This window comes from Roseovarius sp. D22-M7, assembly GCF_037083785.1.
Classification (GTDB): domain Bacteria; phylum Pseudomonadota; class Alphaproteobacteria; order Rhodobacterales; family Rhodobacteraceae; genus Roseovarius.
In genome coordinates, this window is record NZ_JBAPKY010000001.1 from 158,432 (window position 1) to 181,439 (window position 23,008).

23 protein-coding genes and 1 riboswitch are annotated in these 23,008 nt (G+C 66.5%); of the genes, 15 read left to right on the plus strand and 8 right to left on the minus strand.

The genetic code is table 11. The annotated features are described in order from the left end of the window. Positions 1-61 precede the first annotated feature (61 nt). The 6 genes from V8324_RS00735 to trmB all read left to right on the plus strand — a co-directional run bounded on the left by V8324_RS00735 (position 62) and on the right by trmB (position 6,020). Complete coding sequence (locus tag V8324_RS00735; RefSeq protein ID WP_336417993.1) at positions 62-1,063, plus strand: PhoH family protein; 1,002 nt, start codon at positions 62-64, stop codon at positions 1,061-1,063. Between the two features lie 6 nt (positions 1,064-1,069). Continuing rightward, the gene (ybeY, locus tag V8324_RS00740; RefSeq protein WP_336417994.1) at positions 1,070-1,558 is read left to right on the plus strand and encodes an rRNA maturation RNase YbeY; all 489 of its coding nucleotides are present in this window, start codon (positions 1,070-1,072) and stop codon (positions 1,556-1,558) included. 42 nt (positions 1,559-1,600) lie between these two features. After that, positions 1,601-2,488, plus strand: a complete 888-nt coding sequence (locus V8324_RS00745; RefSeq protein ID WP_336417995.1) for a hemolysin family protein — start codon at positions 1,601-1,603, stop codon at positions 2,486-2,488. Beyond that, positions 2,481-4,013, plus strand: a complete 1,533-nt coding sequence (lnt, locus tag V8324_RS00750) for an apolipoprotein N-acyltransferase (RefSeq protein WP_336417996.1) — start codon at positions 2,481-2,483, stop codon at positions 4,011-4,013. Before V8324_RS00745 ends, lnt begins: the two co-directional genes overlap by 8 nt. A gap of 32 nt (positions 4,014-4,045) precedes the next feature. Next, a riboswitch (SAM-SAH riboswitch) is annotated at positions 4,046-4,092 on the plus strand. Positions 4,093-4,097: 5 nt separating this feature from the next. Continuing rightward, positions 4,098-5,264 (plus strand): methionine adenosyltransferase, encoded by a 1,167-nt coding sequence (metK, locus tag V8324_RS00755; protein ID WP_336417997.1) that lies wholly within the window; start codon positions 4,098-4,100, stop codon positions 5,262-5,264. Between the two features lie 42 nt (positions 5,265-5,306). Then, on the plus strand, positions 5,307-6,020 hold the full coding sequence (gene trmB / locus V8324_RS00760) for a tRNA (guanine(46)-N(7))-methyltransferase TrmB (protein ID WP_336417998.1): 714 nt from the start codon (positions 5,307-5,309) through the stop codon (positions 6,018-6,020). A 60-nt stretch (positions 6,021-6,080) separates the two neighbouring features. On the opposite strand, the gene V8324_RS00765 is transcribed toward trmB, so the two are convergent. Together V8324_RS00765 and argE are read right to left on the minus strand one after the other, a co-directional pair. Next, entirely contained in the window at positions 6,081-6,713 is a 633-nt protein-coding gene (locus V8324_RS00765) for a sulfotransferase family protein (protein ID WP_336417999.1), read from the minus strand. A 119-nt stretch (positions 6,714-6,832) separates the two neighbouring features. Further along, complete coding sequence (argE, locus tag V8324_RS00770) at positions 6,833-7,996, minus strand: acetylornithine deacetylase (protein ID WP_336418000.1); 1,164 nt, start codon at positions 7,994-7,996, stop codon at positions 6,833-6,835. Between the two features lie 463 nt (positions 7,997-8,459). Here argE and V8324_RS00775 point away from each other — a divergent pair, with 463 nt between their 5' ends. Further along, entirely contained in the window at positions 8,460-9,020 is a 561-nt protein-coding gene (locus V8324_RS00775; protein WP_336418001.1) for a L,D-transpeptidase, read from the plus strand. 217 nt (positions 9,021-9,237) lie between these two features. Beyond that, a complete protein-coding gene (locus V8324_RS00780; RefSeq protein WP_336418002.1) occupies positions 9,238-9,444 on the plus strand; it encodes a cold-shock protein in 207 nt (68 codons plus the stop codon). A gap of 62 nt (positions 9,445-9,506) precedes the next feature. On the opposite strand, the gene V8324_RS00785 is transcribed toward V8324_RS00780, so the two are convergent. Next, entirely contained in the window at positions 9,507-10,187 is a 681-nt protein-coding gene (locus tag V8324_RS00785) for an arylesterase (RefSeq protein WP_336418003.1), read from the minus strand. On the opposite strand from V8324_RS00785, the gene V8324_RS00790 reads away from it, so the two are divergent. Both V8324_RS00790 and V8324_RS00795 read left to right on the plus strand, forming a co-directional pair. Further along, positions 10,186-10,863: an ABC transporter ATP-binding protein gene (locus V8324_RS00790; protein ID WP_336418004.1), complete on the plus strand. Its 678-nt coding sequence runs from the start codon at positions 10,186-10,188 to the stop codon at positions 10,861-10,863. The two genes, V8324_RS00785 and V8324_RS00790, sit on opposite strands and share 2 nt — an antisense overlap. Then, positions 10,860-13,382 carry an ABC transporter permease gene (locus tag V8324_RS00795; RefSeq protein ID WP_336418005.1) on the plus strand — a complete coding sequence of 841 codons (2,523 nt, stop codon included), beginning with the start codon at positions 10,860-10,862 and terminating at the stop codon, positions 13,380-13,382. The genes V8324_RS00790 and V8324_RS00795 overlap by 4 nt, the downstream gene beginning before the upstream one ends. 4 nt (positions 13,383-13,386) lie before the next feature. On the opposite strand, the gene V8324_RS00800 is transcribed toward V8324_RS00795, so the two are convergent. Both V8324_RS00800 and V8324_RS00805 read right to left on the minus strand, forming a co-directional pair. Further along, on the minus strand, positions 13,387-13,590 hold the full coding sequence (locus V8324_RS00800; RefSeq protein WP_336418006.1) for a hypothetical protein: 204 nt from the start codon (positions 13,588-13,590) through the stop codon (positions 13,387-13,389). Between the two features lie 39 nt (positions 13,591-13,629). Continuing rightward, positions 13,630-14,274, minus strand: coding sequence for a pyrimidine 5'-nucleotidase (locus V8324_RS00805; RefSeq protein ID WP_336418007.1), 645 nt, complete (start codon positions 14,272-14,274; stop codon positions 13,630-13,632). 107 nt (positions 14,275-14,381) lie between these two features. Between V8324_RS00805 and V8324_RS00810 the strand changes: the two genes are divergently transcribed. Then, the gene (locus V8324_RS00810) at positions 14,382-15,026 is read left to right on the plus strand and encodes a GntR family transcriptional regulator (RefSeq protein ID WP_336418008.1); all 645 of its coding nucleotides are present in this window, start codon (positions 14,382-14,384) and stop codon (positions 15,024-15,026) included. On the opposite strand, the gene V8324_RS00815 is transcribed toward V8324_RS00810, so the two are convergent. Together V8324_RS00815 and carA are read right to left on the minus strand one after the other, a co-directional pair. Beyond that, positions 14,967-16,910, minus strand: coding sequence for a glycosyltransferase family 2 protein (locus V8324_RS00815; RefSeq protein ID WP_336418009.1), 1,944 nt, complete (start codon positions 16,908-16,910; stop codon positions 14,967-14,969). The two genes, V8324_RS00810 and V8324_RS00815, sit on opposite strands and share 60 nt — an antisense overlap. Before the next feature lie 157 nt (positions 16,911-17,067). Then, complete coding sequence (carA, locus tag V8324_RS00820; protein WP_336418010.1) at positions 17,068-18,216, minus strand: glutamine-hydrolyzing carbamoyl-phosphate synthase small subunit; 1,149 nt, start codon at positions 18,214-18,216, stop codon at positions 17,068-17,070. A 166-nt stretch (positions 18,217-18,382) separates the two neighbouring features. Here carA and V8324_RS00825 point away from each other — a divergent pair, with 166 nt between their 5' ends. From V8324_RS00825 to msrP, 3 genes are all read left to right on the plus strand, one after another. Next, a complete protein-coding gene (locus V8324_RS00825; protein WP_336418011.1) occupies positions 18,383-18,841 on the plus strand; it encodes a GatB/YqeY domain-containing protein in 459 nt (152 codons plus the stop codon). Positions 18,842-18,984: 143 nt separating this feature from the next. After that, positions 18,985-20,478: an FMN-binding glutamate synthase family protein gene (locus tag V8324_RS00830; protein ID WP_336418012.1), complete on the plus strand. Its 1,494-nt coding sequence runs from the start codon at positions 18,985-18,987 to the stop codon at positions 20,476-20,478. Between the two features lie 76 nt (positions 20,479-20,554). Beyond that, the gene (msrP, locus tag V8324_RS00835; RefSeq protein WP_336418013.1) at positions 20,555-21,460 is read left to right on the plus strand and encodes a protein-methionine-sulfoxide reductase catalytic subunit MsrP; all 906 of its coding nucleotides are present in this window, start codon (positions 20,555-20,557) and stop codon (positions 21,458-21,460) included. A gap of 8 nt (positions 21,461-21,468) precedes the next feature. On the opposite strand, the gene V8324_RS00840 is transcribed toward msrP, so the two are convergent. Further along, positions 21,469-21,867, minus strand: a complete 399-nt coding sequence (locus tag V8324_RS00840; RefSeq protein ID WP_336418014.1) for a DUF2306 domain-containing protein — start codon at positions 21,865-21,867, stop codon at positions 21,469-21,471. Between the two features lie 37 nt (positions 21,868-21,904). Between V8324_RS00840 and msrQ the strand changes: the two genes are divergently transcribed. Continuing rightward, complete coding sequence (msrQ, locus tag V8324_RS00845) at positions 21,905-22,525, plus strand: protein-methionine-sulfoxide reductase heme-binding subunit MsrQ (protein WP_336418015.1); 621 nt, start codon at positions 21,905-21,907, stop codon at positions 22,523-22,525. The last annotated feature ends 483 nt before the right edge of the window (positions 22,526-23,008 follow it).

The following is a 23,008-nucleotide window of genomic DNA, read 5'->3' on the forward strand; positions in this document are numbered from 1 at the left end:
CTTGCGCCCGACGCTGCAACTTGGCATGCTTCGCGCATGCAGCACGTAGTTGGAGATATGCTTGGTTCATAGCGCACCGCCCCCGGAGGCCGAGACGGGCCAAGGCCATCAGACACTCGTCGAATTTCCGGATAATCGTCTGCTGATCGACCTTTGCGGTGAATACGACCGTAATCTCGTGGATATAGAGAAAACCCTCGGCGTACAGATCCTGCGCCGCGGCAATCAACTGGCCGTGGTCGGTGAGCCTGCGGCACGGGAAGAGACGGCAGAGGTGCTCGAGGCGCTTTACGAGCGGCTGGAGAACGGCAAGGCGGTCGAATCGGGGGATGTGGACCGAGAATTGCGGATGGGGCAGTCCGACGCGCCGCAGGGCGACGGCGATCAACTCGAGATGTTCAAGGGCGGCAAGATCGAGATCAAGACCCGCAAGAAACTGATCGAGCCGCGCACGGATGCGCAGAAATCCTATGTCAAATCGTTGTTCGCCCACGAGCTTGCGTTCGGGATCGGCCCGGCGGGCACCGGCAAGACCTACCTCGCCGTCGCCGTCGGCGTGAACATGTTCATGGAAGGCCATGTCGATCGCATCATCCTCGCCCGTCCTGCAGTCGAGGCGGGCGAAAAGCTGGGCTATCTGCCGGGCGACATGAAGGACAAGATCGATCCCTACATGCAGCCGCTCTATGACGCGCTGAACGATTTCATCCCGGCAAAGCAACTTGCCCGGCTGATCGAGGAAAAGCGGATCGAGATCGCGCCCCTCGCCTTCATGCGCGGCCGCACGCTGGCCAATGCCTATGTCGTTCTCGACGAGGCGCAGAACGCCACCTCGATGCAGATGAAGATGTTCCTTACCCGCCTGGGCGAAGGCTCCCGCATGGTGATCACCGGCGATCGCACCCAGATCGACCTGCCGCGCGGCGTGCCGTCGGGGCTGTCGGATGCCGAGCGTCTTCTGAAGTCCATCCCGCAGATCAGCTTCAACTATTTCACGGCCGCCGACGTGGTGCGTCACCCCCTCGTCGCCGCGATCATCGAAGCCTACGAGGCCGATGGCTGAGCACCGATGCTGATCGAGGTTATGATGGAGGATGACCGCTGGCAAGACGCCGGCCTTGCACCCTTGGCCGAGACCGCTGCTGCCGCGACGCTGTCCCATCTCGGCCTCGACCCTGCCGACTGGGCCATCAGCATTCTGGCCTGCGACGACGCCCGGATCGCGGAACTCAATGCCGAGTTCCGCGACAGGCCGACACCCACCAACGTGCTGAGCTGGCCGAGCGCGGCGCGCGAGCCGCAAACCCCCGGCACGCGCCCGGATCTGCCGGTGCCCGGCCCTGATCCGGAGCTGGGGGATATCGCCATCGCCCATGGCACCTGCGCGCGCGAGGCCGAGGCGGCCGGAAAGTCGTTCGAGGATCACGTGACGCATCTCGTCGTGCACGCGGTGCTGCACTTGTTGGGCTACGATCACGTCCGTGACCGGGATGCCACTGTGATGGAGGCCACGGAAATCGAGATACTTGGCAAGCTGGGTATCGCTGACCCATATTAGGCGCAGGCGGGGCGACGGACCCGGTGATCTGGAAAGAGTGGAATGGGCGACAGCATAGACGGATCTTCTAGCGCGGCGCAGGGCGCGCAGGCTGAAGGCCATACGGAAACGGACGAGAGCAACGGCTTCTTTCGTCGGGTCATGGATATCTTTACCCCCGACGACGAAAAGCACGGGAACGATGACGAGAACGAACAGCGCGTGGATGGCGCGCCCGGGATAGGCAACCTGCGTCACATGGCGGTCGAGGATGTAGCCATTCCCAAGGCAGAGATCGTGTCGGTCTCCGTCGACCTCGGACTGGATGAACTTGTGCACGTGTTCCGCGACAGCGGCATGACGCGGCTGCCGGTCTACGAGGGCACGCTCGACACGCCGATCGGCATGATCCATCTGAAGGATTTCGCGCTCAAGCACGGGTTCAACGGCAATACCACCGAGTTTTCCCTCAGGCAGATGCTTCGGCCGCTTTTGTTCGTGCCGCCATCGATGCCCATCGGGGTTCTGTTGCAGAAGATGCAGGCTGAGCGGCGGCACATGGCCCTCGTGATAGACGAGTATGGCGGGGTGGACGGCCTCGTGACCATCGAGGACCTCATCGAGCAGGTCGTCGGCGAGATCGAGGACGAGCACGACATCGACGAAGGCACCTACTGGACCGAGGAAAAGCCCGGCTGCTACGTGGCCCTTGCCAAGACCCCGCTGGAGGAATTCGAGACCGAGATCGGGCAATCGCTCACCGACGTGGACGAGGTCGACGAGGAAGAGATCGACACGATCGGCGGGTTGGTCTTCATGCTTCTGGGCCGCGTGCCGGTGCGCGGCGAGGTGATCGAGCATCCCTCGGGCCCCGTGATCGAGGTGATAGAGGCCGATCCCCGCCGGATCAAGCGCGTGCGCGTGCGTCTGGTCGAGCCTGCGAGTGGCTGACGGCCGCCGCGTCTCGCAAGCGGTGAACCGTGTCCTGGCGCTGTCGCGATGGAGGCGGGCCGGGGTACTGATCGCACTTGGGGCCCTCGCTGGATTGGGCCAAGCCCCTGTTGGGGCGTGGCCCCTGACGCTGGTCGCCCTTGCCGTGGTCTTCGGCCTTTTTCAGCGCGTCGAGGGCTGGCGCGGGGCGGCATGGCTGGGCGGGGCCGTCGGCACCGGGTATTTTTTCATGGCGCTCAACTGGATCGTCGAGCCGTTCTTTGTCGACCCGAACCGACATGGCTGGATGGCGCCGTTCGCCCTTCTGGGCTTGTCGGGCGGCATGGCGCTTTACTGGGCCGGCGGATTGGCTCTGGGCCGGGCCCTCGGCGGCGGCTTGCCGGGCTTCGTGGGCGGCATCGGCCTGGCGGAACTGGCACGCGGCTATTTCTTCACCGGCTTCCCTTGGGCGCAGCCCGGGCATGTGCTGATCGACACGGCCGTCCTGCACTGGGCCTCGTGGCTCGGGGCGCCGGGGCTGACGGCGCTCGTGCTGATCGTCTCGGTGGCGCTCTGGTGGGCGGTGGTGGCGCGGCAGGTGGCATCGGTGCTGACGCTCGCCGCGGCAGCGGTGCTTTGGCCGATCGCCCTGTGGGTGACGCCCGAGGCGGGTGCGATGCCGGATGCGCCGGTCGTGCGGCTGGTCCAGCCCAATGCGCCGCAGCACGAGAAATGGGACCCCGCCAAGATCCAGAAGTTCTATGAACGGCAGCTGGCCTTCACGGCCGCCGGCGCGGGCACACGTCCCGATCTTGTGGTCTGGCCCGAAACGGCCGTTCAGGTCTGGCTCAACAATGCCGGTCCGGCGCTTGCAGAGATATCCGACGCCGCGAGTGCGCCGGTGGTCGTTGGGCTGCAACGCTATGACGGACCACGATTTTTCAACTCGCTCGTGCATGTCGAGACAGGGGGCACAGTCTCTGCAGTCTACGACAAGCATCACCTCGTGCCGTTTGGAGAGTTCATGCCCTTCGGCAATCTTCTGGCCCGATGGGGCATTCACGGCCTCGCCTCGAATGCCGGGCGGGGCTATTCCGCGGGGCCCGGCGCGCGGGTGATCGACATGGGCGATCTGGGGCAGGCACTGCCGCTGATCTGTTATGAGGGGGTTTTCGCGCGGGATCTGCGCGCCGCGCCCGAGCGCGCCGATTTCCTGCTGCTCATCACCAATGACGCGTGGTTCGGCAAGATTTCCGGTCCTTATCAGCACCTTGCCCAGGCCCGTCTGCGCAGTGCCGAGATGGGGCTGCCGATGATCCGGGTGGCCAATACCGGCATTTCGGCGATGATCGACGCGACCGGGCGCGTCACCGCGTCCATCGGGATGGGAGAGGCCGACTGGCGCGACGCGCCCCTGCCGCCCGCCTTGCCGCCCACGCTTTACGCGCGCTTCGGCGACGCGCCGATGATCGTTGTTTTCCTTGGATTATTGGGGGTCTCGCTTTTGCGGTACCGCGGGCGCGGCCTGCATCCACATATCCGTTGACGCGGCGCGCGCGGGAGCGTATCGACGCAGGATTCCCGGCACAACGGCTTCCTGGCGTGTCGGAGGACCCAATGGAGCGTTCTCATGGCACGACCGAACTATCTTTTCACCTCCGAATCTGTTTCGGAAGGGCATCCCGACAAGGTTTGCGACCGAATATCGGATGCGATCCTCGACGCGTTCCTCGCCGAGGAGGAGAACGCGCGCGTCGCTGCCGAGACATTCGCGACCACCAACTGCGTCGTGGTGGGCGGCGAGGTGGGGCTTTCGGATCCCGACAGGTTGCGCAAGGTGATGGGCGGGGTCGAGCAGATCGTCCGCGATTGCGTGCGCGACATCGGCTACGAACAGGACGCGTTCCACTGGAACACTCTGAATTTCCAGAATTTCCTGCACAAGCAGTCGGCCCATATCGCGCAAGGCGTGGATCGCGACGGGGCAGGCGACCAAGGGATCATGTTCGGCTACGCGGTGGACGAGACGCCCGAACTGATGCCGGCGCCGATCCTGCTGGCGCATGCGATCCTCAAGAGGCTGGCCGAGGTGCGCAAATCCGGAACCGAGCCGACGCTTGGCCCGGACGCCAAGTCCCAGCTGACCCTGCGCTACGAGGATGGCAAGCCGATCGAGGTGATGCAACTTGTGCTGTCGACGCAGCACAATGATGCGGCCCAGACCAGCGCCGACATCCGCGCGATGGTCGAGCCCTACATCCGGGAAGTCGTTCCAGAACGATGGCTTACAGATAAAACGGAGTGGTGGGTGAACCCCACCGGCACCTTCGTGATCGGCGGGCCGGACGGCGATGCCGGGCTGACCGGGCGCAAGATCATCGTGGACACCTATGGCGGTGCTGCCCCGCACGGGGGCGGCGCGTTTTCCGGCAAGGATCCGACAAAGGTAGACAGATCAGCGGCTTACGCGGCGCGCTACCTCGCCAAGAACGTCGTGGCGGCGGGGTTGGCCGGCAAATGCACGCTGCAACTGAGCTATGCGATCGGCGTGGCGCGGCCGCTTTCGATCTACGTGGACACGCATGGTACCAGCCAAGTCACTGAAGTTGAGATAGAAAAAGCGATCGCCAAGGTGGTGGACCTGACCCCGCGCGGCATTCGCGAGCATCTGGGCCTGATGCGCCCGATCTACGCGCGGACCGCGGCCTACGGCCATTTCGGGCGCCCACCGGAGGCCGATGGCGGCTTTTCCTGGGAGCGGACGGACCTTGTCGAGGCGTTGAAAAAGGCCTTATGATCAGAGGGTTGAAGAAAGACTGCCCCGGACAGGTGATGCCCGATGAGCGCTGATCGCGACACCAAGACCCCGCCATGGCGTAACTTTCATGGCCGGACGAAAGGCAAGGCGTTGCGGCCCAGCCAGGAGGTGTACCTGGCCGAGGATCTGGACAAACTGTCCCCGGGTCCGGTCGATTGGGATGTCAATCCCGAGCGTCATCCGCTTGATCTGAAAGGTCTTTTCGGGGATTGCGAGGTCTGGCTGGAGATCGGGTTCGGCGGTGGCGAGCACATGGTGCATCAGGCCAGCCTCAACCGCGAGGTCGGGATCATCGGCTGCGAGCCCTATATCAACGGCGTGGCGATGCTTCTGGGCAAGATCCGCGCGGCAGAGACACATAATGTTGCGGTCTATCCCGGTGATGTCCGCAACATGTTTGACGTGTTGCCGGAAAATTCCATTGCCCGCGCCTTCCTTCTATATCCCGATCCGTGGCCCAAAACCCGCCATCACAAGCGCCGCTTCGTGACCGCCGAACACCTGGTGCCGTTGGCCAAATGCCTGAAATCAGGCGCTATTTTCCGCGTGGCGACGGATATTCCCGATTACGTGCGCCAGACGCTGGAGGAGGTGCCGCGGCATGGGTTTGACTGGCTGGCCGAGGGGCCCGGGGACTGGCGCAATCCATGGAATGACTGGATTTCAACGCGTTACGAGCAGAAGGCGCTGCGCGAGGGGCGCGTGCCGCATTACCTGACCTTTCGCAAGAGGTGATGTGTACATCCGGTACGTTGCGTACGCGGGTTGTGTACGCAGATCATGCAGGAGGCCGGATCAGGCCGGTTCGCCGCCGAAATGCGCCCAGAACTCGTCCCGGTGATGGCTGCGCGGAAACGGCGTGTCGGGCACCGGCACGTCGAGAAACTCGCAAAGCGGGCCCCAACCCTCTGTCGCCTGAAAGACCAGCAGACGATCGGCCGGGACCTGTTCGCGCACCGCGGCATTGTTCCGGCGATAGGCGGCGATGGCGCAGTCGCGGTCGGTGTGGTCGGTGAAGGTCTCTTTCATGAACCAGCCCGACATGGTGTCGAAGATTGCGTGGATATGCGGCGGCAGGTCCATCGTCGGGGCGTTGGTCATGAACTTGCCGATGGTGGTGTTGAAGCTGCCCCACCAGTCAGTCTCGGCGCGCTCGGTATGGATGACCTTCGCGTCCGGAAAGGCCTGCATCGTCTGTTGCCAGACCGCCGCACCGGGCCAGTCGACCTGCGAGTTGAATCCGTCGAAGACCGCGTCCCAGTCCACCGGCTCGCCGGCGGCGATGGCGGACCAGTGGGCAGGCTGTTCGGGGCGCTGCATGACCTCGGTCATGTGGTGGCAGGGGCCGAAGCCCAGCTGTTCGAGCGCCAGCTTGGTCGACATTGTGCCGGTGCGCCCGAAACCCGATCCGATAACCTTGAGTGCCATGCCGTCCCCCATATGCGCCCTCGGCCACTATGGGATGGCCGGGCGGATGCGGTCGAGCATATGTCAGGTCGGGCCGTTCTCCTAGCGAAAGTGATGCGTCGCCGCGACGGACAACGCCATCAGGCGGCGAGCTTGTCGCCGAGGCGGCCCAGCATGTCGAGGCATTGCTGCAACTGATCGAGCGAGACGTATTCGTCGGGCTTGTGCGCCTGCTCGATCGAGCCGGGGCCGCAGACGACCGCGGACATGCCGTAATTCTGGAAGAGCCCCGCCTCTGTGCCGAAGGGGACCAGTTCGGCACTGTTGCGACCCGTAAGCTCCATCATGATATCGCGGGCCTCGTTGACATCGGTGGGCTCCAGCCCGTCGACCTCGCCGATCACCTCGGTGGTGATGCTGGCCTCGGGGTGGATCTTGCGCATCCGCGGCAGCAGCATCTCTTGGCAGTAGCGGCGCAGATCCTCCTTGACGAACTGCGCGTCGGCGCCCTGCACCGGGCGCATTTCCCATTCGATGGTGGCGTTCGAGGCGATCACGTTATGCGCCACGCCGCCCTTGAGCGAGCCGGTATTGATCGTCGTCCAGGGCGGATCGAACCGGCTGGTCTCGGGGGCGCGGGCGCGCAGCGCCTCTTTCAGCTCCAGCAGGCGGTTGACGTAGCGCACCGCGTATTCGACCGCGTTCACCCCGCGCGACGGCGCCGAGCCGTGCCCGGCCAGGCCGCCGAAATGGGTGGTGTATTCGTAACAGCCCTTGTGCCCCTCGATGACGCGCATCGAGGTCGGCTCGCCGATGATCGCCACGCCGGGGCGGATGCCGCGTTTGCGCAGGCTTTCGACCAGCGCCTGGCCGCCGAAACAGCCCACCTCCTCGTCATAGGTGAAGGCGAAATGGATGGGGCGGTCGCGCACCTGTTCGGCAAAGATCGGGGCCATCGCGCAGGCGGCGGCGATGAAGCCCTTCATGTCGCAGGTGCCGCGCCCGTAGAGATGCGCGTCATGCTCGATCAGTTCGAACGGGTCGCTGGACCAGTTCTGTTCCGTCACCGGGACCACGTCGGAATGCCCCGACAGCACGATCCCGCCATCGACCTCTGGGCCGATGGTGGCAAAGAGGTTGGCCTTGTGCCCGATCTCGTCGTGGAAGATGTCCACCCGCGCGCCATGGGCTTCCAGCCGGTGGGCGAGAAAGCCGATCATGTCGAGATTGCTGTATTCCGAGATCGTCGGGAACGCGATCAGGTCGCGCAGCAGGGAAACGGTATCGGCAAGTTTTGTGCTCACGTGGTGGATCCTCGGGACGTCGAAGGTGTTTGGGGTGCGCGACCGCATGACCATGTGAAGGCGGGTCGGTAACGTCAAGACCTTGTAAGGTGTTTTCTGCCACCATGACGGAGATGGGCACCGGACAGGGCGTGCCTGCCCATGCACTGGGCGGCCGGTGTCGATCACGGGGTAGGGCGCGTGGGGGTCACGGGGCTTCGGGACGGGGATGTTTTCGGGCGGTCTCGTCACCAGATACAGGAATGAAGGATGCAGAATCAACGAAGGAGGCCGCGATGACCCTGTCTGCATACCGCGCACCCGGCGCGGCCCTGCGCCCGGCGGCCGGGCAGTGGCCTGACGTGATGCAAGTGTCACAGCGATGGCGAGGCATGACCGCTAACGCGTTTTTGAATTCCAACGTCGCGCCGGGCGCGGCATCATCCGGCCCTGTGCCGCAGAGTGAACCGAAAAGGATGGACCGATGAAGCGACGCCACATGATCGCCGGCGGATTGGGCGCGTTGGGCTCTGGCCTTGTGCCGGGGCTTGCGCGGGCCGTCGAGCTGCCGCCGAAATTCACGCCGCAGGAGGTGACGTTCGATCCCGCATACGAGGCCGGGCGGCTGGTCGTGCTGCCGCGCGCGCATTTCCTCTACCTGGTGACCGAACCGGGCCGCGCGCGGCGCTACGGCGTCGGCGTCGGGCGCGCGGGGCTGGAATTCAGCGGCACCGCGACGATCGCCGTCAAGAAGAAATGGCCCACATGGCGGCCGACCGACGAGATGATCGAGCGCGAGCCGCAGACCTATGCGCGCTTCAAGGGCAACGATTACGTGCAGCCCGGAGGGCCGGAAAATCCGCTTGGATCGCGGGCGCTCTACCTGTTCCAGAACGGGCGCGACACCTATTACCGCATCCATGGCACCAACCAGCCGGCCTCTGTCGGGCGGTCGGTGTCCAACGGCTGCATCCGGATGATCGACGCGCATGTGAAGGACCTGTACGAGCGCGTCCCCATCGGCACCGTCGTCACCGTGCTGTGACGACGGCGGGTCCGGGTGTGGCGGCAGGGTGCCGAAACCCGCCACGCACCGCTGTCTTTGCCCTTGATTTTCGCAATGTCGCGAGTCATATTTTTCTCGCGACGTTAAGGCTATCGACCATCTGCTGATCTTTCACGACTCAGTCACTCGATCCTGCATGACAGAGCCGGGCTGCCGCAGCTCCGCGGGCAGCGACACACAAAGGGAGATCAGAGCGATGGCTTCTGGCACAGTGAAATGGTTCAATTCCACCAAGGGCTACGGCTTTATTGCGCCTGACGGCGGCGGCAAGGATGTGTTCGTCCACATCTCCGCGGTCGAGCGCGCCGGGCTGACCGGTCTGGCCGATAACCAGAAAGTGAATTTCGACGTCGAAGCTGGCCGTGACGGCCGCGAATCGGCGGCCAATCTCAGCCTCGCCTGAGAGACGTACGAAACCAAGCGACACGATCGAGGGCCCCGGCGGGGCCCTTTTTCATTGCGCTATCATTGCACGCGTTCGATCAACCGGCGCACATGCTGGCCCAGATCCTCGACGATGCGGTCCACGCCTTGGGCATTGGGGTGGATGCCGTCGGGCTGGAAATATTTCTGCAGCTCCGAGGGGCTGCCCGCGCCGAGCCCGGCGAAGAAATCCGGGGCGTAGAGCGTGTCGTATTCCTGTGCCAATTCGGGGTAGATCGCGTCGAATTCGCGCTTGTAGGCGGCGCCGTAATTGCCCGGCGCGTCCATGCCGACGAGCAGCACCGCGACATCGTTTTCTTGCGCGGCCTGCAGGATCGCTTCGAGATTGGCGCGGGCGACGCCGGGATCGATGCCGCGCAACAGGTCGTTGCCGCCGAGCGCGACGATCATCGCGTCGATCTCGGGGGTCAGGCTCCAATCGACGCGGGCCGCGCCGCCGGCGGTGGTGTCGCCCGAGACGCCCGCATTGACGAGTTCGGCGTCGATGTCCTGATCCGTCAGCCAGTCGCGCAAGGTCGGAACGAATCCCTCCTCTGCGGGCAGGCCGTAGCCCTGGGTCAGGCTGTCGCCGAGGGCCAGCACCGTGACCGGGTCGTCGGCGCGGGCCGGGCCTGCGAGGCAGAGCATGACCGCGAAGGCCTTGCCCAGTCCCGGCAATGCCCCATATGTCGAAAAACCTTTCGGGATCAGGCACAAACGCATGACATCTCCTCTCTTGTCGCTGAATGACGCGAGCCTCGCGCTGGAGGGGAACGCCGGTCTTGTGCGGATACTCCACGGGATCACGCTGGATGTCCACCGCGGCGAGCTGGTCGGCCTTGTGGGGCCGTCGGGATCGGGCAAATCCTCGCTGTTGATGCTGATGGGCGGGCTGGAACGCGCGACGGATGGCACCGTGCAGGCGCTGGATCACGATCTGGGCAAGATGGACGAGGACCAGTTGGCGCGGCTGCGGCGCGACAATTTCGGGGTGGTGTTCCAGTCCTTCCACCTGATCCCGACGATGACGGCGCTGGAGAACGTGGCGACACCGCTGGAACTGGCCGGGATCCGCGATGCCAAGGCGCGCGCACGGGCGGAACTGGCAGCGGTCGGGCTGGCCGATCGCGCCGGGCATTACCCGTCGCAACTGTCGGGCGGCGAGCAGCAGCGCGTGGCGCTGGCGCGCGCCGCCGCACCCCGCCCGGCGATCGTGCTGGCCGACGAGCCGACCGGCAATCTCGACAGCGCGACCGGGGCGGGGATCATCGACCTGCTGTTCGGCTTGCGCGACCGGCATGGCGCGACGCTGGTGCTGGTCACCCATGACCCCGAGATCGCGGCGCGCTGCGACCGGGTCATCAGCCTGCGCGACGGCCGTCTGGAGGCCGCCGCATGAGCGTATCCGTCGCGGCGAAATTTGCCCGGCGCGAGTTGCGCGGGGGCCTGCGCGGGTTCCGCATCTTCTTGGCCTGCGTGATCCTCGGTGTCGCGGCCATCGCCGCCGTGGGCACGTTGCGCGAAAGCGTGCGCGCGGGGCTGGCCGACCAGGGCGCGGCGCTGCTGGGCGGTGATGCCGAGATCGAGCTGACCTACCGATTTGCCGACGAGGCCGAGCGCGACTGGATGGAGAGCGTGGCAGACGCGGTGTCGGAGATCGCCGATTTCCGGTCGATGGCGCGCACGGATGAGGGCGCGCGCGAACTGACGCAGGTCAAGGCCGTCGACGACGCCTATCCGCTGGTGGGCGAGGTGGAACTGTCGCCCGATATCGGGCTGGAGGCCGCGCTGGCCGGCGCGGGCGACCGCCCCGGCGTGGTGATGGAGCCGCTGTTGCTGAAGCGTCTGGGGATCGAGGTCGGCGATACCGTGCGCCTCGGCGACCGGGCGTTCCGGGTGATGGCCGAACTGGTGCGAGAGCCCGACCCGTCGCGCGCGGGCTTCGGTCTGGGGCCGCGCACCATCGTGGCGCGCGAGGCGCTTGACGGGTCCGGGCTGCTGTCCGAGGGCTCGCTTTTTTCGTCGAAATACCGGCTGGACCTGCCGCCCGGCACCGACCTGTCGGCGCTGCAGACCCGCGCGATGGAGGAGCTGGAGAGCAGCGGCGCGCGCTGGACCGATGCGCGCAACGCGAGCCCGCGCGTCGAGGAATTCGTCACCCGGCTGGGCGCGTTCCTGGTGCTGGTGGGGTTGTCGGGGTTGGCCGTGGGCGGTGTCGGCATCTCGGCGGCGTTGCGCAGTTACCTGGCCGGCAAGGTACAGGTGATCGCCACGCTGCGCAGCATCGGCGCGGATCAGCGGACGATCTTCCTGACCTATTTCTTTCAGGTCGGCGTGCTGGCGGTGCTGGGCATCATCGGCGGGCTGATCCTCGGCGTCGGATTGCCGATCGCCCTCGGCCCGGTGATCTCGGCAAGGCTGCCGGTGCCGGCGGTCTTTGCCGCGTACCCCGCGCCGATGATCGAGGCAGCACTTTACAGCGTGCTGAGCGTGCTGATCTTCACACTCTGGCCGCTGGCCCGCGCGCGCGAGGTGCGTGCGGCCGCACTTTACCGCGAGGCGGCGGGCGGGCGGCATGGCTGGCCCGGCTGGCGCTACGTGGCCGCCACCTTGGGGCTGCTGGGGCTGCTACTACTGGCCGCCGTGCTGTTTTCCGGCAATCTGCGCCTGACGCTGTGGACGGCGAGCGGCATCATCGGCGCGCTGGCGCTTCTGACGCTGGCCGCGATGGCGGTGCAGCGCGCGGCGCGGCTGCTGCGGCCGCGTGCCGCGGGGCATCCGCCGCTGGGCTGGGCCTTGGGCGCCATCGGCGGGCCGGGGACGACCGCCGGGCCGGTGATGCTGTCGCTGGGGCTGGGGCTGTCGGTGCTGGCCGCCGTGGGCCAGATCGACGGGAACCTGCGCCAGGCCATCGCCGGCGACCTGCCAGAGCGCGCGCCCTCGTTCTTCTTCGTCGACCTGCAGAAGGACCAGATGCCGTGGTTCCTGGACCGGCTGGACGGTGATCCGGCCGTGAGCCGCGTCGACAACGCGCCGATGCTGCGCGGGATCATCGCCCGGATCAACGACCGCCCCGCGCGCGACGTGGCGCCGGGGCACTGGGTGGTCGAGGGCGACCGCGCCGTCAGCTATGCCGAGGACCTGCCCGAGCGCACGACGCTGGTCGCGGGCGACTGGTGGGACGACGACTATGCCGGCCCGCCGCAGCTGAGCTTTGCGGCCGAAGAGGCGCGGGAAATGGGCATCGGGATCGGCGACGACGTCACTGTCAATATCCTTGGCCGCGACATCACGGCGCCGATCACCTCGCTGCGCGAGGTGGATTTTTCCAGCGTCGGGATGGGCTTCGTTTTGTTGATGAACCCGTCGGCGGTGGAGGACGCGCCGCATACCTTCATCGCCACGGTCTACGCCGATACCGAGGCCGCCGAGGAGGCGATCCTGCGCGATGTCACCGACCGCTATCCCAACGTGACCGCGATCAACGTGCGCGATGCGTTGAGCCGGGTGACGGATCTGCTGGCGAGCCTAGCCTCCGCCACGTCCTGGGGGGCGGCGGTGACGCTGCTGACCGGGTTCCTCGTGCTGATCGGCGCGGCGGCCGCGGACGCCCGCGCGCGCACCTACGAGGCCGCGATCCTCAAGACGCTGGGGGCGACGCGCGCGCAGATCCTGTCGAGCATCGCGCAGCGGTCGCTGATCCTCGGCGTGGCGGCGGGGGCGGTGGCGTTGGCCGCCGGGATCGGCGGCGGCTGGGCGGTCAGCCGGTTCATCATGGACACGCCGTACGCGGTGATCTGGCCCTCGGCGCTGGCGATCGTCGCGGGCGGCGTCGTGGTGACGCTGCTGGCCGGGCTGGCCTTTGCGTGGCGGCCGCTGCGTGCGTCGCCGGCGCGCATCCTGCGGGCGCAGGAGTGACGCGTCAGCCGCGCGAGCCCCACACCATCAGCACGTAGATGACCGGCACCAGAATCACCGCCGGGATATAGAGCCCGGGAATGCCCCAGATCACGACGCTGCCCGCCCAGGCGGCGATGAACAGCAGCACACCGATGAGCAGGATGGCCTCGGCCTTGCGGTCGGACTTGTCGTCATGGCTGTGCTTGGTCTGGTTGTCGTCGGTCATGTCGTGTCCATTCCTGAAAACGGGAGTGTCGCTACCCTATCACACCAGCCGCGCAAGGAAACCGCCCAGATCATCGGTGTGGTGGTGGATATGCGGCGCCGGTTCGGGCGCCTCGGCGACATGCACGGTGCGCATCCCGAGCGCATGCGGCGCGATGAGGTTGCGCGCGACATCCTCGAACATCGCGGCACGTGACGGATGGCGGCCGTCGCGGGCCAGCACCGCCTCGAACGCCCGGCTTTCGGGCTTGGGGCGGTAACCCGCGTGCTCCACCCCGTAGACGGCGTCGAACACGCCCGACAGACCGCGCCGGTCGATCACCCGTTCGGCATAGGGGGCCGAGCCGTTGGTGTGCACGATGCGGCGGCCCGGCAGCCGGGCGATGGCGGCGCGCAGACCCGGATCGGGGTCGAGATGGTCGAGCGAGATGTCGTGCACCGCCGTCAGGTAGGGGCCGGGATCAAGATCGTGCACCTGCATCAGCCCGGCCAGCGTCGTGCCGTGGTCGCGCCAGTAGTCCGCGCGCAGCGTATCCGCCGCCGCGCGGTCGATCCGCAACGCCGTCATGATATAGTCGGTCATGCGCGTGTCGATCTGGTCGAACAGCCGCGCCGAGGGCGGGTAGAGCGTGTTGTCGAGGTCGAACACCCAAGTGTCGACATGGCAGAAATGATGCTTCGGCATGTGGCGAACATAGGCGGGCGGGGCGGGGCGCGCAATCGCCGCAGGCTTGATCCGCGCCGCAAAGCGCGTAATGTCGCGGCTGACTTGCCGAAGGAGACCGACAGACCATGAAACCGCCGACCACCGACGCCTATGCCCTGCTTCTCGAGGCGATAGATGTCGGGATCTTCAAACCCGGCGATCGGCTGGTGGAAAGCGACCTCGCCGAGCGGTTCGGCGTGTCGCGCACCCCGGTCCGCGAGGCGCTGCAACGGCTCGAGACGCAATCCATGCTGACCCGCGACGGGCGCAGCCTGATCGTCGCGTCGCTGGATTACAACCAGCTGGCCGAGCTATACGTGGTGCGCGCCGAGCTGGAGGGGCTGGCGGCGCAACTGGCCGCACGCCACGCCACCCCCGAGGAGGTCGGCGTGCTGCGCGACATGGTCGAGGAGGATCGCGCGCTGCTGGGCCAGCCCACGGAACTGGCGCGCGCCAATCGGCGGTTTCACAAGCAGATCCATCTCGCGTCGCATAACCGGTTTCTGGTGCAGCAGCTCGATCTGGTGCACCGGTCGATGGCGCTGCTGGCGACGACGTCGCTGGCCGCCGAGGGGCGCGACAAGGATGCGCTGCGCGAGCATGCCGCGATCGTCACCGCGATAGAGGCGCGCGATGGCGAGGCCGCTGCGCAGGCGCTGCGCGATCACATCTCAAAGGCCTTCGTGACCCGGCTGAAGCTTGATTCCGGCGAGGTCCGGTCCGCCCTCTGATCGCTGGCGCCCGCGCGCCGCGACCGACAGGCCGTGCGCCGTCTTGTCCCAGAAGAACGGTTTCACCAAGAGTTCGAACAGCGCCTTGTAGGCGGCGATGGCCGCAAGGGGGGCGTAGAAATGCATCATCGGCACCCAAGGGACAAGGTGGCGATGCTTCGGCCGCGTGACCGAGGCGGCATGGATGGCGAGGTTGAGCACCTCGACCGTCAGGAAGAGGCTGCCCAGACCCAGAAGCGCCGAGCGCGGCAGCACCGGGTCGAGCGGGTGCGGCAGGCCGATCATCACCAGCCAGAAGCTCCAGAGCACGGGAGCCAGCAGAACCTGCGAAAGCGCACTGACGAAGTGCGCCTGGAACCCCCAGAATTTGCGTGCCCCCATCTGCGCCCATAGCCGGCCGGGATGGCGCATGTGCACCAGGTAGGTTGTCATGTAGCCCTTCAGCCAGCGCGAGCGCTGCTTGATCCAGGGCCAGGCGCGGCAGTTCGCCTCTTCCTCGGTGACGGTGCCGATCATCTCGGTGCGGTAGCCGTGGCGCGCCAGCCGAAAGCCCAGATCGGCATCCTCGGTGACGTTATGCGCGTCCCAGCCGCCCAGGGATTCCAGCACGTCGCGGCGGAAATAGAGCGTCGTCCCCCCCAGCGGGATCGCGAGACCCAGCCGCGCCATCCCCGGCAGCATGGTGCGGAACCACGTGGCGTATTCGATGGTGAAACAGCGGGCCAGCCAGTTCTGGCGGGGATTGTAATAGTCGAGGATGCCCTGCAGGCAGGCGACCTCGCGCGGGACCTGCTGGAAGCGGCGGGCGATCTTGGTGATCTGGTCGGGGTCGGGCGCGTCTTCGGCATCGAAGATGCCGATGATGTCGCCCTGGCAGAAATCGAGCGCGTAGTTCATCGCCCGCGGCTTGGTCCGGGGCTGGCCATCGGGCACCACCACCGCGCGCACCCAGGGCGGCAGGTCGATGCCGGCCAGCGTTGCTTGGGTGAGATGATCCTCTTCTTCCAGCACGAGGATCACGTCGAGCAGGCATTTGGGATAGGTCAGACGGGCCAGCCGGGCGATCAGCGCGTGCGCGATCTCGGTCTCGCGGAAGAGCGGCACGAGGATCGACACGCGTGGCAGGGGGGCCGCCTGGCCTGTCGTTTCGGGTTCCACGTCGTCATGGCCCATCATGTGCGCCACCGCCGCCATGATCTTGAGCGCGGCCGCCACCCCGAGGGTCAGCACCGCCCATGCCGCCAGCACCCCGAACACCGCCACCGGGTAAAGCGCGCAGAGCACCGCGATGCCGGACATCGCCGCCAGCGTCAGGCCGAGCCGGCGGCGCATCGACGCGCTCCAGGTGCGGCAGCTTTCGACCTCGGGGACGCGGGCCGAGGCCATGTCGCGCAACGTCTCGCGGTGGTCCTCGGCGACGCGCGCCTGCACCGCGTCGCGGGGGGCGACGGCGAGTTTCGCCAGCGACAGATCAACCGGCAGCGCGCGGCGCAGGGTCAGCAGGCTGTCGGCGCCGTTGGCGACGAGGCGCGGCGCGCCCATCTCGTCGCGGATCACCACGGCACCGTGCCGCAGCAGCAGGCGCGGATCGAGCCCGGTCTCGATGGGCGGGGCCGCGGCGAGCGTGTCGGGCTCGATCCGGCGCGCCTTGAGGCGGCGCGCGTGGGCGGCGAGCAGATCTTCCTCGTCGGCCAGCCCCTCGGCGCGCAGGATCCGGTCGAGCGAGCTGTCGCATTGGCGCTGCACCAGCGTCGCGAGTGCGGCGTCCGAGCGGCTGATCTTGCCCGCGCGGATCAGTTCGCGTCCCAGCGGATCGACGGGGGCAGGCGGCGTCCTGCGCGTGCCCGCGCCAAGACCGCCTTGACGCAGTTCAGAAATTCCCATGGCGCACCCTTGGCCTGTCGCGTTCGAAGCAGGCTAGGGAGCGGAAGGTTAACGATGTTTTAACGAATGGTTAACAGGGGGTAAAATTATCGGGGTCGTGCGTTCGCCGAGCCGCGCATCGCCGGGCCGTTTTCCAAGGGCAAGGGGCCGCGGGGGCTCAGCCGTTCATCGAGGCGGTGAAACGCTCGAAGAGGTAGAAGCTGTCCTGCGGGCCGGGGCTGGCCTCGGGGTGCTGCTGCACCGAAAAGACCGGGCGGCCCTGAAGGCGGATACCGCAATTCGAGCCGTCGAAGAGCGAGACATGGGTTTCTGTCACGCCCTCGGGCAGGCTTTGCCCGTCGACCGCGAAACCGTGATTCATCGAGGTGACCTCGACCTTGCCGGTCTCGAGATCCTTGACCGGATGGTTGGCGCCGTGATGGCCGTGGTTCATCTTGACGGTCTTGCCGCCGACCGCCAGCGCCAGCATCTGGTGCCCGAGGCAGATCCCGAACATCGGCAAGCCGCGATCCAGCACGCCGCGGATCATCGGCACGGCATATTCGCCGGTCGCCGCCGGATCGCCCGGCCCGTTCGACAGGAACACGCCGTCCGGCGAATGCGCGAGCACGTCCTCGGCGGTGGCCGTCGCGGGCAGCACCGTCACCTCGCAGCCCGCGCTGGCGAGGCACCGCAGGATGTTGCGCTTGGCGCCGTAATCGACTGCCACGACCTTGTGCCGGGCCGCGTGCTGGCGGGTGTAGCCGTCGGGCCAGGCCCATCTCATCTCGTCCCAGCGATAGACCTGCGCGCAGGTGACGTCGCGCGCGAGATCCACGCCCGTCAGCCCGGCGAAACCGCGCGCCCGGGCGACCAGTTCTGCGACGTCGAAATTGCCGTTCGGATCATGCGACAGAGCCACATGCGGCGCGCCCTGCTGGCGGATCGCGCGCGTCAGGCGGCGGGTATCGACGCCGCCGATCGCGATGCGCCCGCGCCGCGCCAGCCACTGCGACAGGTGCTGCTCGGCCCGCCAGTTGCTGGGATCGGTGGGCGACCAGCGCACGACCATGCCCGCCGCCACAGGATCCGCGGTCTCGTCATCGTCGGCGTTGACGCCGGTATTGCCGATATGCGGGAAGGTGAAGGTGACGATCTGGCCGGCATAGCTGGGATCGGTCATGATCTCCTGGTAGCCGGTCATCGCGGTGTTGAAGCACAGTTCGGCCGTGGTGTCGCCGACGGCGCCGAAGCCCTGGCCGTAGAACAGCGATCCGTCGGCAAGCGCGAGGCAGGCGGTCGGGTGAGGGCGGGGCGCGTGAGCCATCTGCGGCAACTCTCCGATGTGCATGGGTCGCGACGGTGAGTAAGCGCGCGGGCGGCAAGGGTCAAGGGCAGGCGGGCGCGGTCACACATCGGTCGGGGGTGCTTGTCTTGGCCGGGCGTCATGGCTATCTGTGCCGTCCCGCCAGCGAGCCACGAGGATGACACAGATGGAATTGCGCGACCGCATCGCCCAAGCCCTCAAGACCGCGATGAAGACCAAGGATACCAGCCGGCTGGCGACGCTTCGGCTGATCAACGCCGCGATCAAGGACCAGGAGATCGCCGGGCGCAGCGCCGATGGCGAGACGGCCGTCGGCGATGCCGAGATCATGAGCATTCTTGCCAAGATGATCAAGCAGCGCAACGAAAGCGTGCGCGCCTATGAAGAGGCCGGGCGGCTTGATCTGGCCGAACAGGAGCGTGCCGAGATCGAGGTGATCGAGGATTTCCTGCCGCGCCAGCTGAGCGAGGCCGAGATCGCCGAGGCGATCGATACCGCGATCGACGAGGTCGGCGCCAGTTCCGTGCGCGATATGGGCAAGATCATGGCAAAGCTGAAGGCCCGCTACCCCGGCCGGATGGATTTCGGCACCGTCGGGCGCAAGGTGAAGGCCCGGCTGGGCTGACCGCGGGCGGCCGATCCCGGCGGGGCGGCGTGTCACAGGCCCGTGTGGTGCGGTTTCCCGACTTGATGACCGGCCCGTCCGCGGGCAGGCTCGGTTGGTCGAAGGGGGCCATGCCTGCCCCCGGATCATGAAAAGGGGCGTCAATGGAGTATGTCACGCAGATCCTGCTGGTTCTGGCGCTTGTCTTCGTGGTGGCGCTGGGCGTCTTCGTGCTGGCGGTGCTGCTGCTCTTTGCGATCGACCGGACGCAGACCGGTGACGCGATCCGGCGCAACTACCCGGTGATCGGGCGCTTTCGCGGGCTTTTCAGCACGCTGGGCGAGTTCTTCCGGCAGTATTTCTTTGCCATGGACCGCGAGGAGATGCCCTTCAACCGTGCGCAACGCGACTGGGTCACGCATGCCACGAAGGGAAAGGGCAACACTATCGCCTTCGGCTCGACCCGCAACCTCGGGGTGCCGGGCACGCCGATCTTCGTGCCGGCGGCCTTTCCGCCGCTCGCGGGCCAGTTCGCGCCGACCGATCCGATGGTGATCGGGTCGGGGGCGCGGATACCTTTCGAGGCGCGCTCGATCTACAACATCTCGGGGATGAGCTACGGCGCGATCTCGCGCCCGGCGGTCGAGGCGCTGAGCCGGGGCGCGGCCGAGGCGGGCATATGGATGAATACCGGCGAGGGCGGCCTGAGCCCGTTTCATCTGTCGGGCGGCTGCGACATCGTCTACCAGATCGGCACGGCGAAATACGGCGTACGCGACGGCGACGGTAACCTGTGCGACGACAGCTTGCGTGCGGTGGCCGCGCATGAAAACGTGCGGATGTTCGAGGTGAAGCTCGCGCAGGGCGCCAAGCCCGGCAAGGGCGGCATCCTGCCCGGCGAGAAGGTCACCCCCGAGATCGCCGCGATCCGCGGCATTCCCGAGGGGCGCGACAGCATCTCGCCCAACCGCCACGCCGATATCGACGATTTCGGCGAGCTTCTGGACGTGATCGGCCATATCCGCGAGGTCACCGGCCGGCCCGTCGGGTTCAAAACGGTGGTGGGGTCCTCGCTGGTCTGGGAAGAGATGTTCGAGCGGATCGTGGCGCGCGGCGCCGCAAGCGCGCCGGATTTCATCACCATCGATGGTGGCGAGGGCGGCACCGGGGCGGCACCCATGCCGCTGATGGATCTCGTGGGCATGCCGATTCGCGACGCGCTGCCGCGGATGGTCGACCTGCGCGACCGCTACGGGCTGAAGGAGCGCATCCGCATGATCGCCAGCGGCAAGCTGATGGTGCCCGGCGATGTCGCCTGGGCGATCTGCGCGGGCGCCGATTTCGTGACTTCTGCGCGCGGCTTCATGTTCTCGCTGGGCTGCATCCAGGCTTTGAAATGCAACCGCAACACCTGCCCCACGGGCATCACCACGCATGATCCGCGCCTGCAGCGCGGGCTGGTGGTCGAGGACAAGTACAAAAAGGTGGCGCATTACGCGCAATCGGTGATCTCCGAGGTCGAGATGATAGCGCATTCCGTCGGCGTGACCGAGCCGCGCCAGATGCGGCGCCGGCATGTGCGGGTGGTGCAGGCCGACGGATCCTCGATCCGGCTGAACGAAAGCCGCCCCAGTTACAACACCAACACGGCCTTGTGAGGGGCATCGCTGAAACTCGCGGCTGGCGAGCGGCGTGTCTGCGCCTATATCGTGAATTACGCATCAGGAGGATATCATGGCCAATCGCTGGAAAAACACGCTGACCGAGCGCGACGTCACGCCCGAGGCCGCGTTTCTCAACCGGCGGCAGTTGATGGCCGGGGTGGCCGGTCTCGGCCTGATGGGCGCGGCCGGGCGCGCGCAGGCCGAAGGCGAGGACCTGGAGCCCAACAGCTGGGAGGATATCACCAGCTACAACAACTACTACGAGTTCGGCACCGACAAGGGCGACCCGAAACGCTATGCCGACGCGCTGACGATTGATCCTTGGAGCGTGCGAATCGACGGCATGGTGGACCGCCCCGGCGATTACGCCTTCGAGGACATCATGGCGCAGATGACCGTGGAAGAGCGGATCTACCGGCTGCGCTGTGTCGAGGCGTGGTCGATGGTGGTGCCGTGGAACGGGTTCGAGTTGGCCGACATGCTGGCGCTGGCCGGCGTGCAGTCGGGCGCGAAATTCGTCGCTTTCGAGACCGTGCTGCGCGAGGACGAGATGCGTGGCGTCAGCCGGCCGGTGCTCGACTGGCCCTATATCGAGGGGCTGCGGCTCGACGAGGCGATGCACCCGCTGACGATCATGGCGACGGGCATCTACGGCCGCGACATTCCCAACCAGAACGGCGCGCCGCTGCGGCTGGTGGTGCCGTGGAAATACGGGTTCAAGTCGATCAAGTCGGTGGTCCGCATCACGTTGACCGACACGCAGCCGCCGACCAGCTGGAACAAGGCAGCGCCGCGCGAATACGGCTTCTATTCCAACGTGAACCCGAACGTCGATCACCCGCGCTGGTCGCAGGCCACCGAGCGGCGCATCGGCGGCGGGCTGTTTTCGGCGCGGATCGAGACGAAGATGTTCAACGGGTACGAAGAAGAGGTCGCGTCGCTTTACAAGGGCATGGACCTGACAAAGAACTTCTGATCCCCGCTTCAGCCGCCGAATAGCACCGCGTGCATCCGGCGGCCCGGGACCAGCGTGAACCCGCCCGTCAGAACCAGCGCCAGCACGAAGAGCGCGCGCATGGTCTGGCGGTGGCGCGCGATATCGCCGCGCCGCGCGGCCGCGATGCCCGACCACAGCGCCCACAGGGTTATCGCCGACAGGATGTGGATGGGCGAGAATGGTCCGAAGGTGCGAAACTCGTGGATGAAGAAGCTCGACAGCGCGACCAGCGCCATCGCCGCGATCCACGACAGCCCCGCGATGCGGTGATACGACGTGCCCTTCGGCAGGACCAGTTGCAGCGCCCCGAGGGCGATCGCGGCGATCGCGACAAGGGCATGGGTCGCGATGACCGGACCGGCGGAGAGGAGCGGTGACAAGGACATGATCCCTCGCATGCCTGGGGGTGGTAACAGGAAACCGATGATGACGGTAACAGACTGGATCAACTCCAAGCAACGCCGCGTGCCGACATGGCCGTTCTATCTGGGCCTTGGGGCGGTCCCGTTCTGGTGGCTGTATCTTGGGCTGACCGGCGGTCTGGGGGTCGAGCCGATCAACGAACTCGAGCACCGGCTGGGCGAGGCGGGGCTGCAATTGCTGATCGCGTCGCTGGCGGTGACGCCGCTGCGGCGGGTGGCGAGGGTCAACCTGATCCGGTTCCGCCGCATGCTGGGGCTGATGACCTTCTATTTCGTCAGCCTGCACCTGCTGGTCTGGCTGGTGCTCGACGTGCAGATCCCGGCGCAGATCTGGGCCGATATCGTCAAGCGGCCCTATGTGACGGTGGGGTTCACGGCGTTCCTGCTGATGATCCCGCTGGCGCTGACCTCGAACAACCGCGCGGTGCGGCGGCTGGGGGCAAACTGGCGCCGGCTGCACAAGCTGAGCTACGCGGCGGCGGTGCTGGCGGCGGTGCATTTCGTCTGGCTCGCCAAGGGATTCCAGATCGAGCCGCTGATCTATCTTGGCGTGATTCTGGCGCTGCTGGCCCTGCGGCTGCCGCTGCCGCGCCGCCGGCCGCGGGCCCGCGCCGAATCTTGAGCCTTTTTCGCAGCCGACTCGCCCGAGTCTGGGGATAAGCCTGGGGATAAGTCACGAGGCCTCGAAAAACCGCGGCGCACGGGCGGAAGGGGCGCGGGCACGGCGTGGATTTCGGATCCGATCGCACCAGTCAAAGCATTGATTTAAAATAGAAAAAATGTTTGATGTAAAAAATGTGACGGCAGGCGGAAAAAGGGGTTGCAGCATTGGCGGGTAATCCGTAAATCCCTTTTCACCGGCGGCGCGGGAGTGTTGTTGGGAGATCTTGCGGTTGGACGGGTTGAGGCCTTGAAGATTTGCGGATCGGACGATATTTGGAGATTTGGNTGAGCAGACGGCCGACCCGGCACGGATGGTGCGCGAGGGTCCCGACCCTGCCTTGGACGGGGGTGGTGCGCTGGCGGAGCGGCGACCTTCAGCGCAGGATCGAGGTGCGCCTCTCGCATCGCCATGCATGAGCGCAGGGTGGGCAAGCCGTTGGCC

What these genes read in the sequence shown, in the direction of transcription:
- V8324_RS00810 (WP_336418008.1), top strand. Translation starts at nt 14,382, where the DNA reads ATGAAACCGCCGACCACCGACGCCTATGCCCTGCTTCTCGAGGCGATA.
- V8324_RS00825 (WP_336418011.1), top strand. Translation starts at nt 18,383, where the DNA reads ATGGAATTGCGCGACCGCATCGCCCAAGCCCTCAAGACCGCGATGAAG.
- V8324_RS00795 (WP_336418005.1), top strand. Translation starts at nt 10,860, where the DNA reads ATGAGCGTATCCGTCGCGGCGAAATTTGCCCGGCGCGAGTTGCGCGGG.
- V8324_RS00840 (WP_336418014.1), bottom strand. Translation starts at nt 21,867, where the DNA reads ATGTCCTTGTCACCGCTCCTCTCCGCCGGTCCGGTCATCGCGACCCAT.
- V8324_RS00745 (WP_336417995.1), top strand. Translation starts at nt 1,601, where the DNA reads ATGGGCGACAGCATAGACGGATCTTCTAGCGCGGCGCAGGGCGCGCAG.
- V8324_RS00800 (WP_336418006.1), bottom strand. Translation starts at nt 13,590, where the DNA reads ATGACCGACGACAACCAGACCAAGCACAGCCATGACGACAAGTCCGAC.
- V8324_RS00785 (WP_336418003.1), bottom strand. Translation starts at nt 10,187, where the DNA reads ATGCGTTTGTGCCTGATCCCGAAAGGTTTTTCGACATATGGGGCATTG.
- V8324_RS00805 (WP_336418007.1), bottom strand. Translation starts at nt 14,274, where the DNA reads ATGCCGAAGCATCATTTCTGCCATGTCGACACTTGGGTGTTCGACCTC.
- V8324_RS00780 (WP_336418002.1), top strand. Translation starts at nt 9,238, where the DNA reads ATGGCTTCTGGCACAGTGAAATGGTTCAATTCCACCAAGGGCTACGGC.
- carA (WP_336418010.1), bottom strand. Translation starts at nt 18,216, where the DNA reads ATGGCTCACGCGCCCCGCCCTCACCCGACCGCCTGCCTCGCGCTTGCC.
- V8324_RS00790 (WP_336418004.1), top strand. Translation starts at nt 10,186, where the DNA reads ATGACATCTCCTCTCTTGTCGCTGAATGACGCGAGCCTCGCGCTGGAG.
- msrQ (WP_336418015.1), top strand. Translation starts at nt 21,905, where the DNA reads ATGATGACGGTAACAGACTGGATCAACTCCAAGCAACGCCGCGTGCCG.
- V8324_RS00815 (WP_336418009.1), bottom strand. Translation starts at nt 16,910, where the DNA reads ATGGGAATTTCTGAACTGCGTCAAGGCGGTCTTGGCGCGGGCACGCGC.
- msrP (WP_336418013.1), top strand. Translation starts at nt 20,555, where the DNA reads ATGGCCAATCGCTGGAAAAACACGCTGACCGAGCGCGACGTCACGCCC.
- V8324_RS00765 (WP_336417999.1), bottom strand. Translation starts at nt 6,713, where the DNA reads ATGGCACTCAAGGTTATCGGATCGGGTTTCGGGCGCACCGGCACAATG.
- V8324_RS00830 (WP_336418012.1), top strand. Translation starts at nt 18,985, where the DNA reads ATGGAGTATGTCACGCAGATCCTGCTGGTTCTGGCGCTTGTCTTCGTG.
- ybeY (WP_336417994.1), top strand. Translation starts at nt 1,070, where the DNA reads ATGCTGATCGAGGTTATGATGGAGGATGACCGCTGGCAAGACGCCGGC.
- trmB (WP_336417998.1), top strand. Translation starts at nt 5,307, where the DNA reads ATGAGCGCTGATCGCGACACCAAGACCCCGCCATGGCGTAACTTTCAT.
- metK (WP_336417997.1), top strand. Translation starts at nt 4,098, where the DNA reads ATGGCACGACCGAACTATCTTTTCACCTCCGAATCTGTTTCGGAAGGG.
- V8324_RS00775 (WP_336418001.1), top strand. Translation starts at nt 8,460, where the DNA reads ATGAAGCGACGCCACATGATCGCCGGCGGATTGGGCGCGTTGGGCTCT.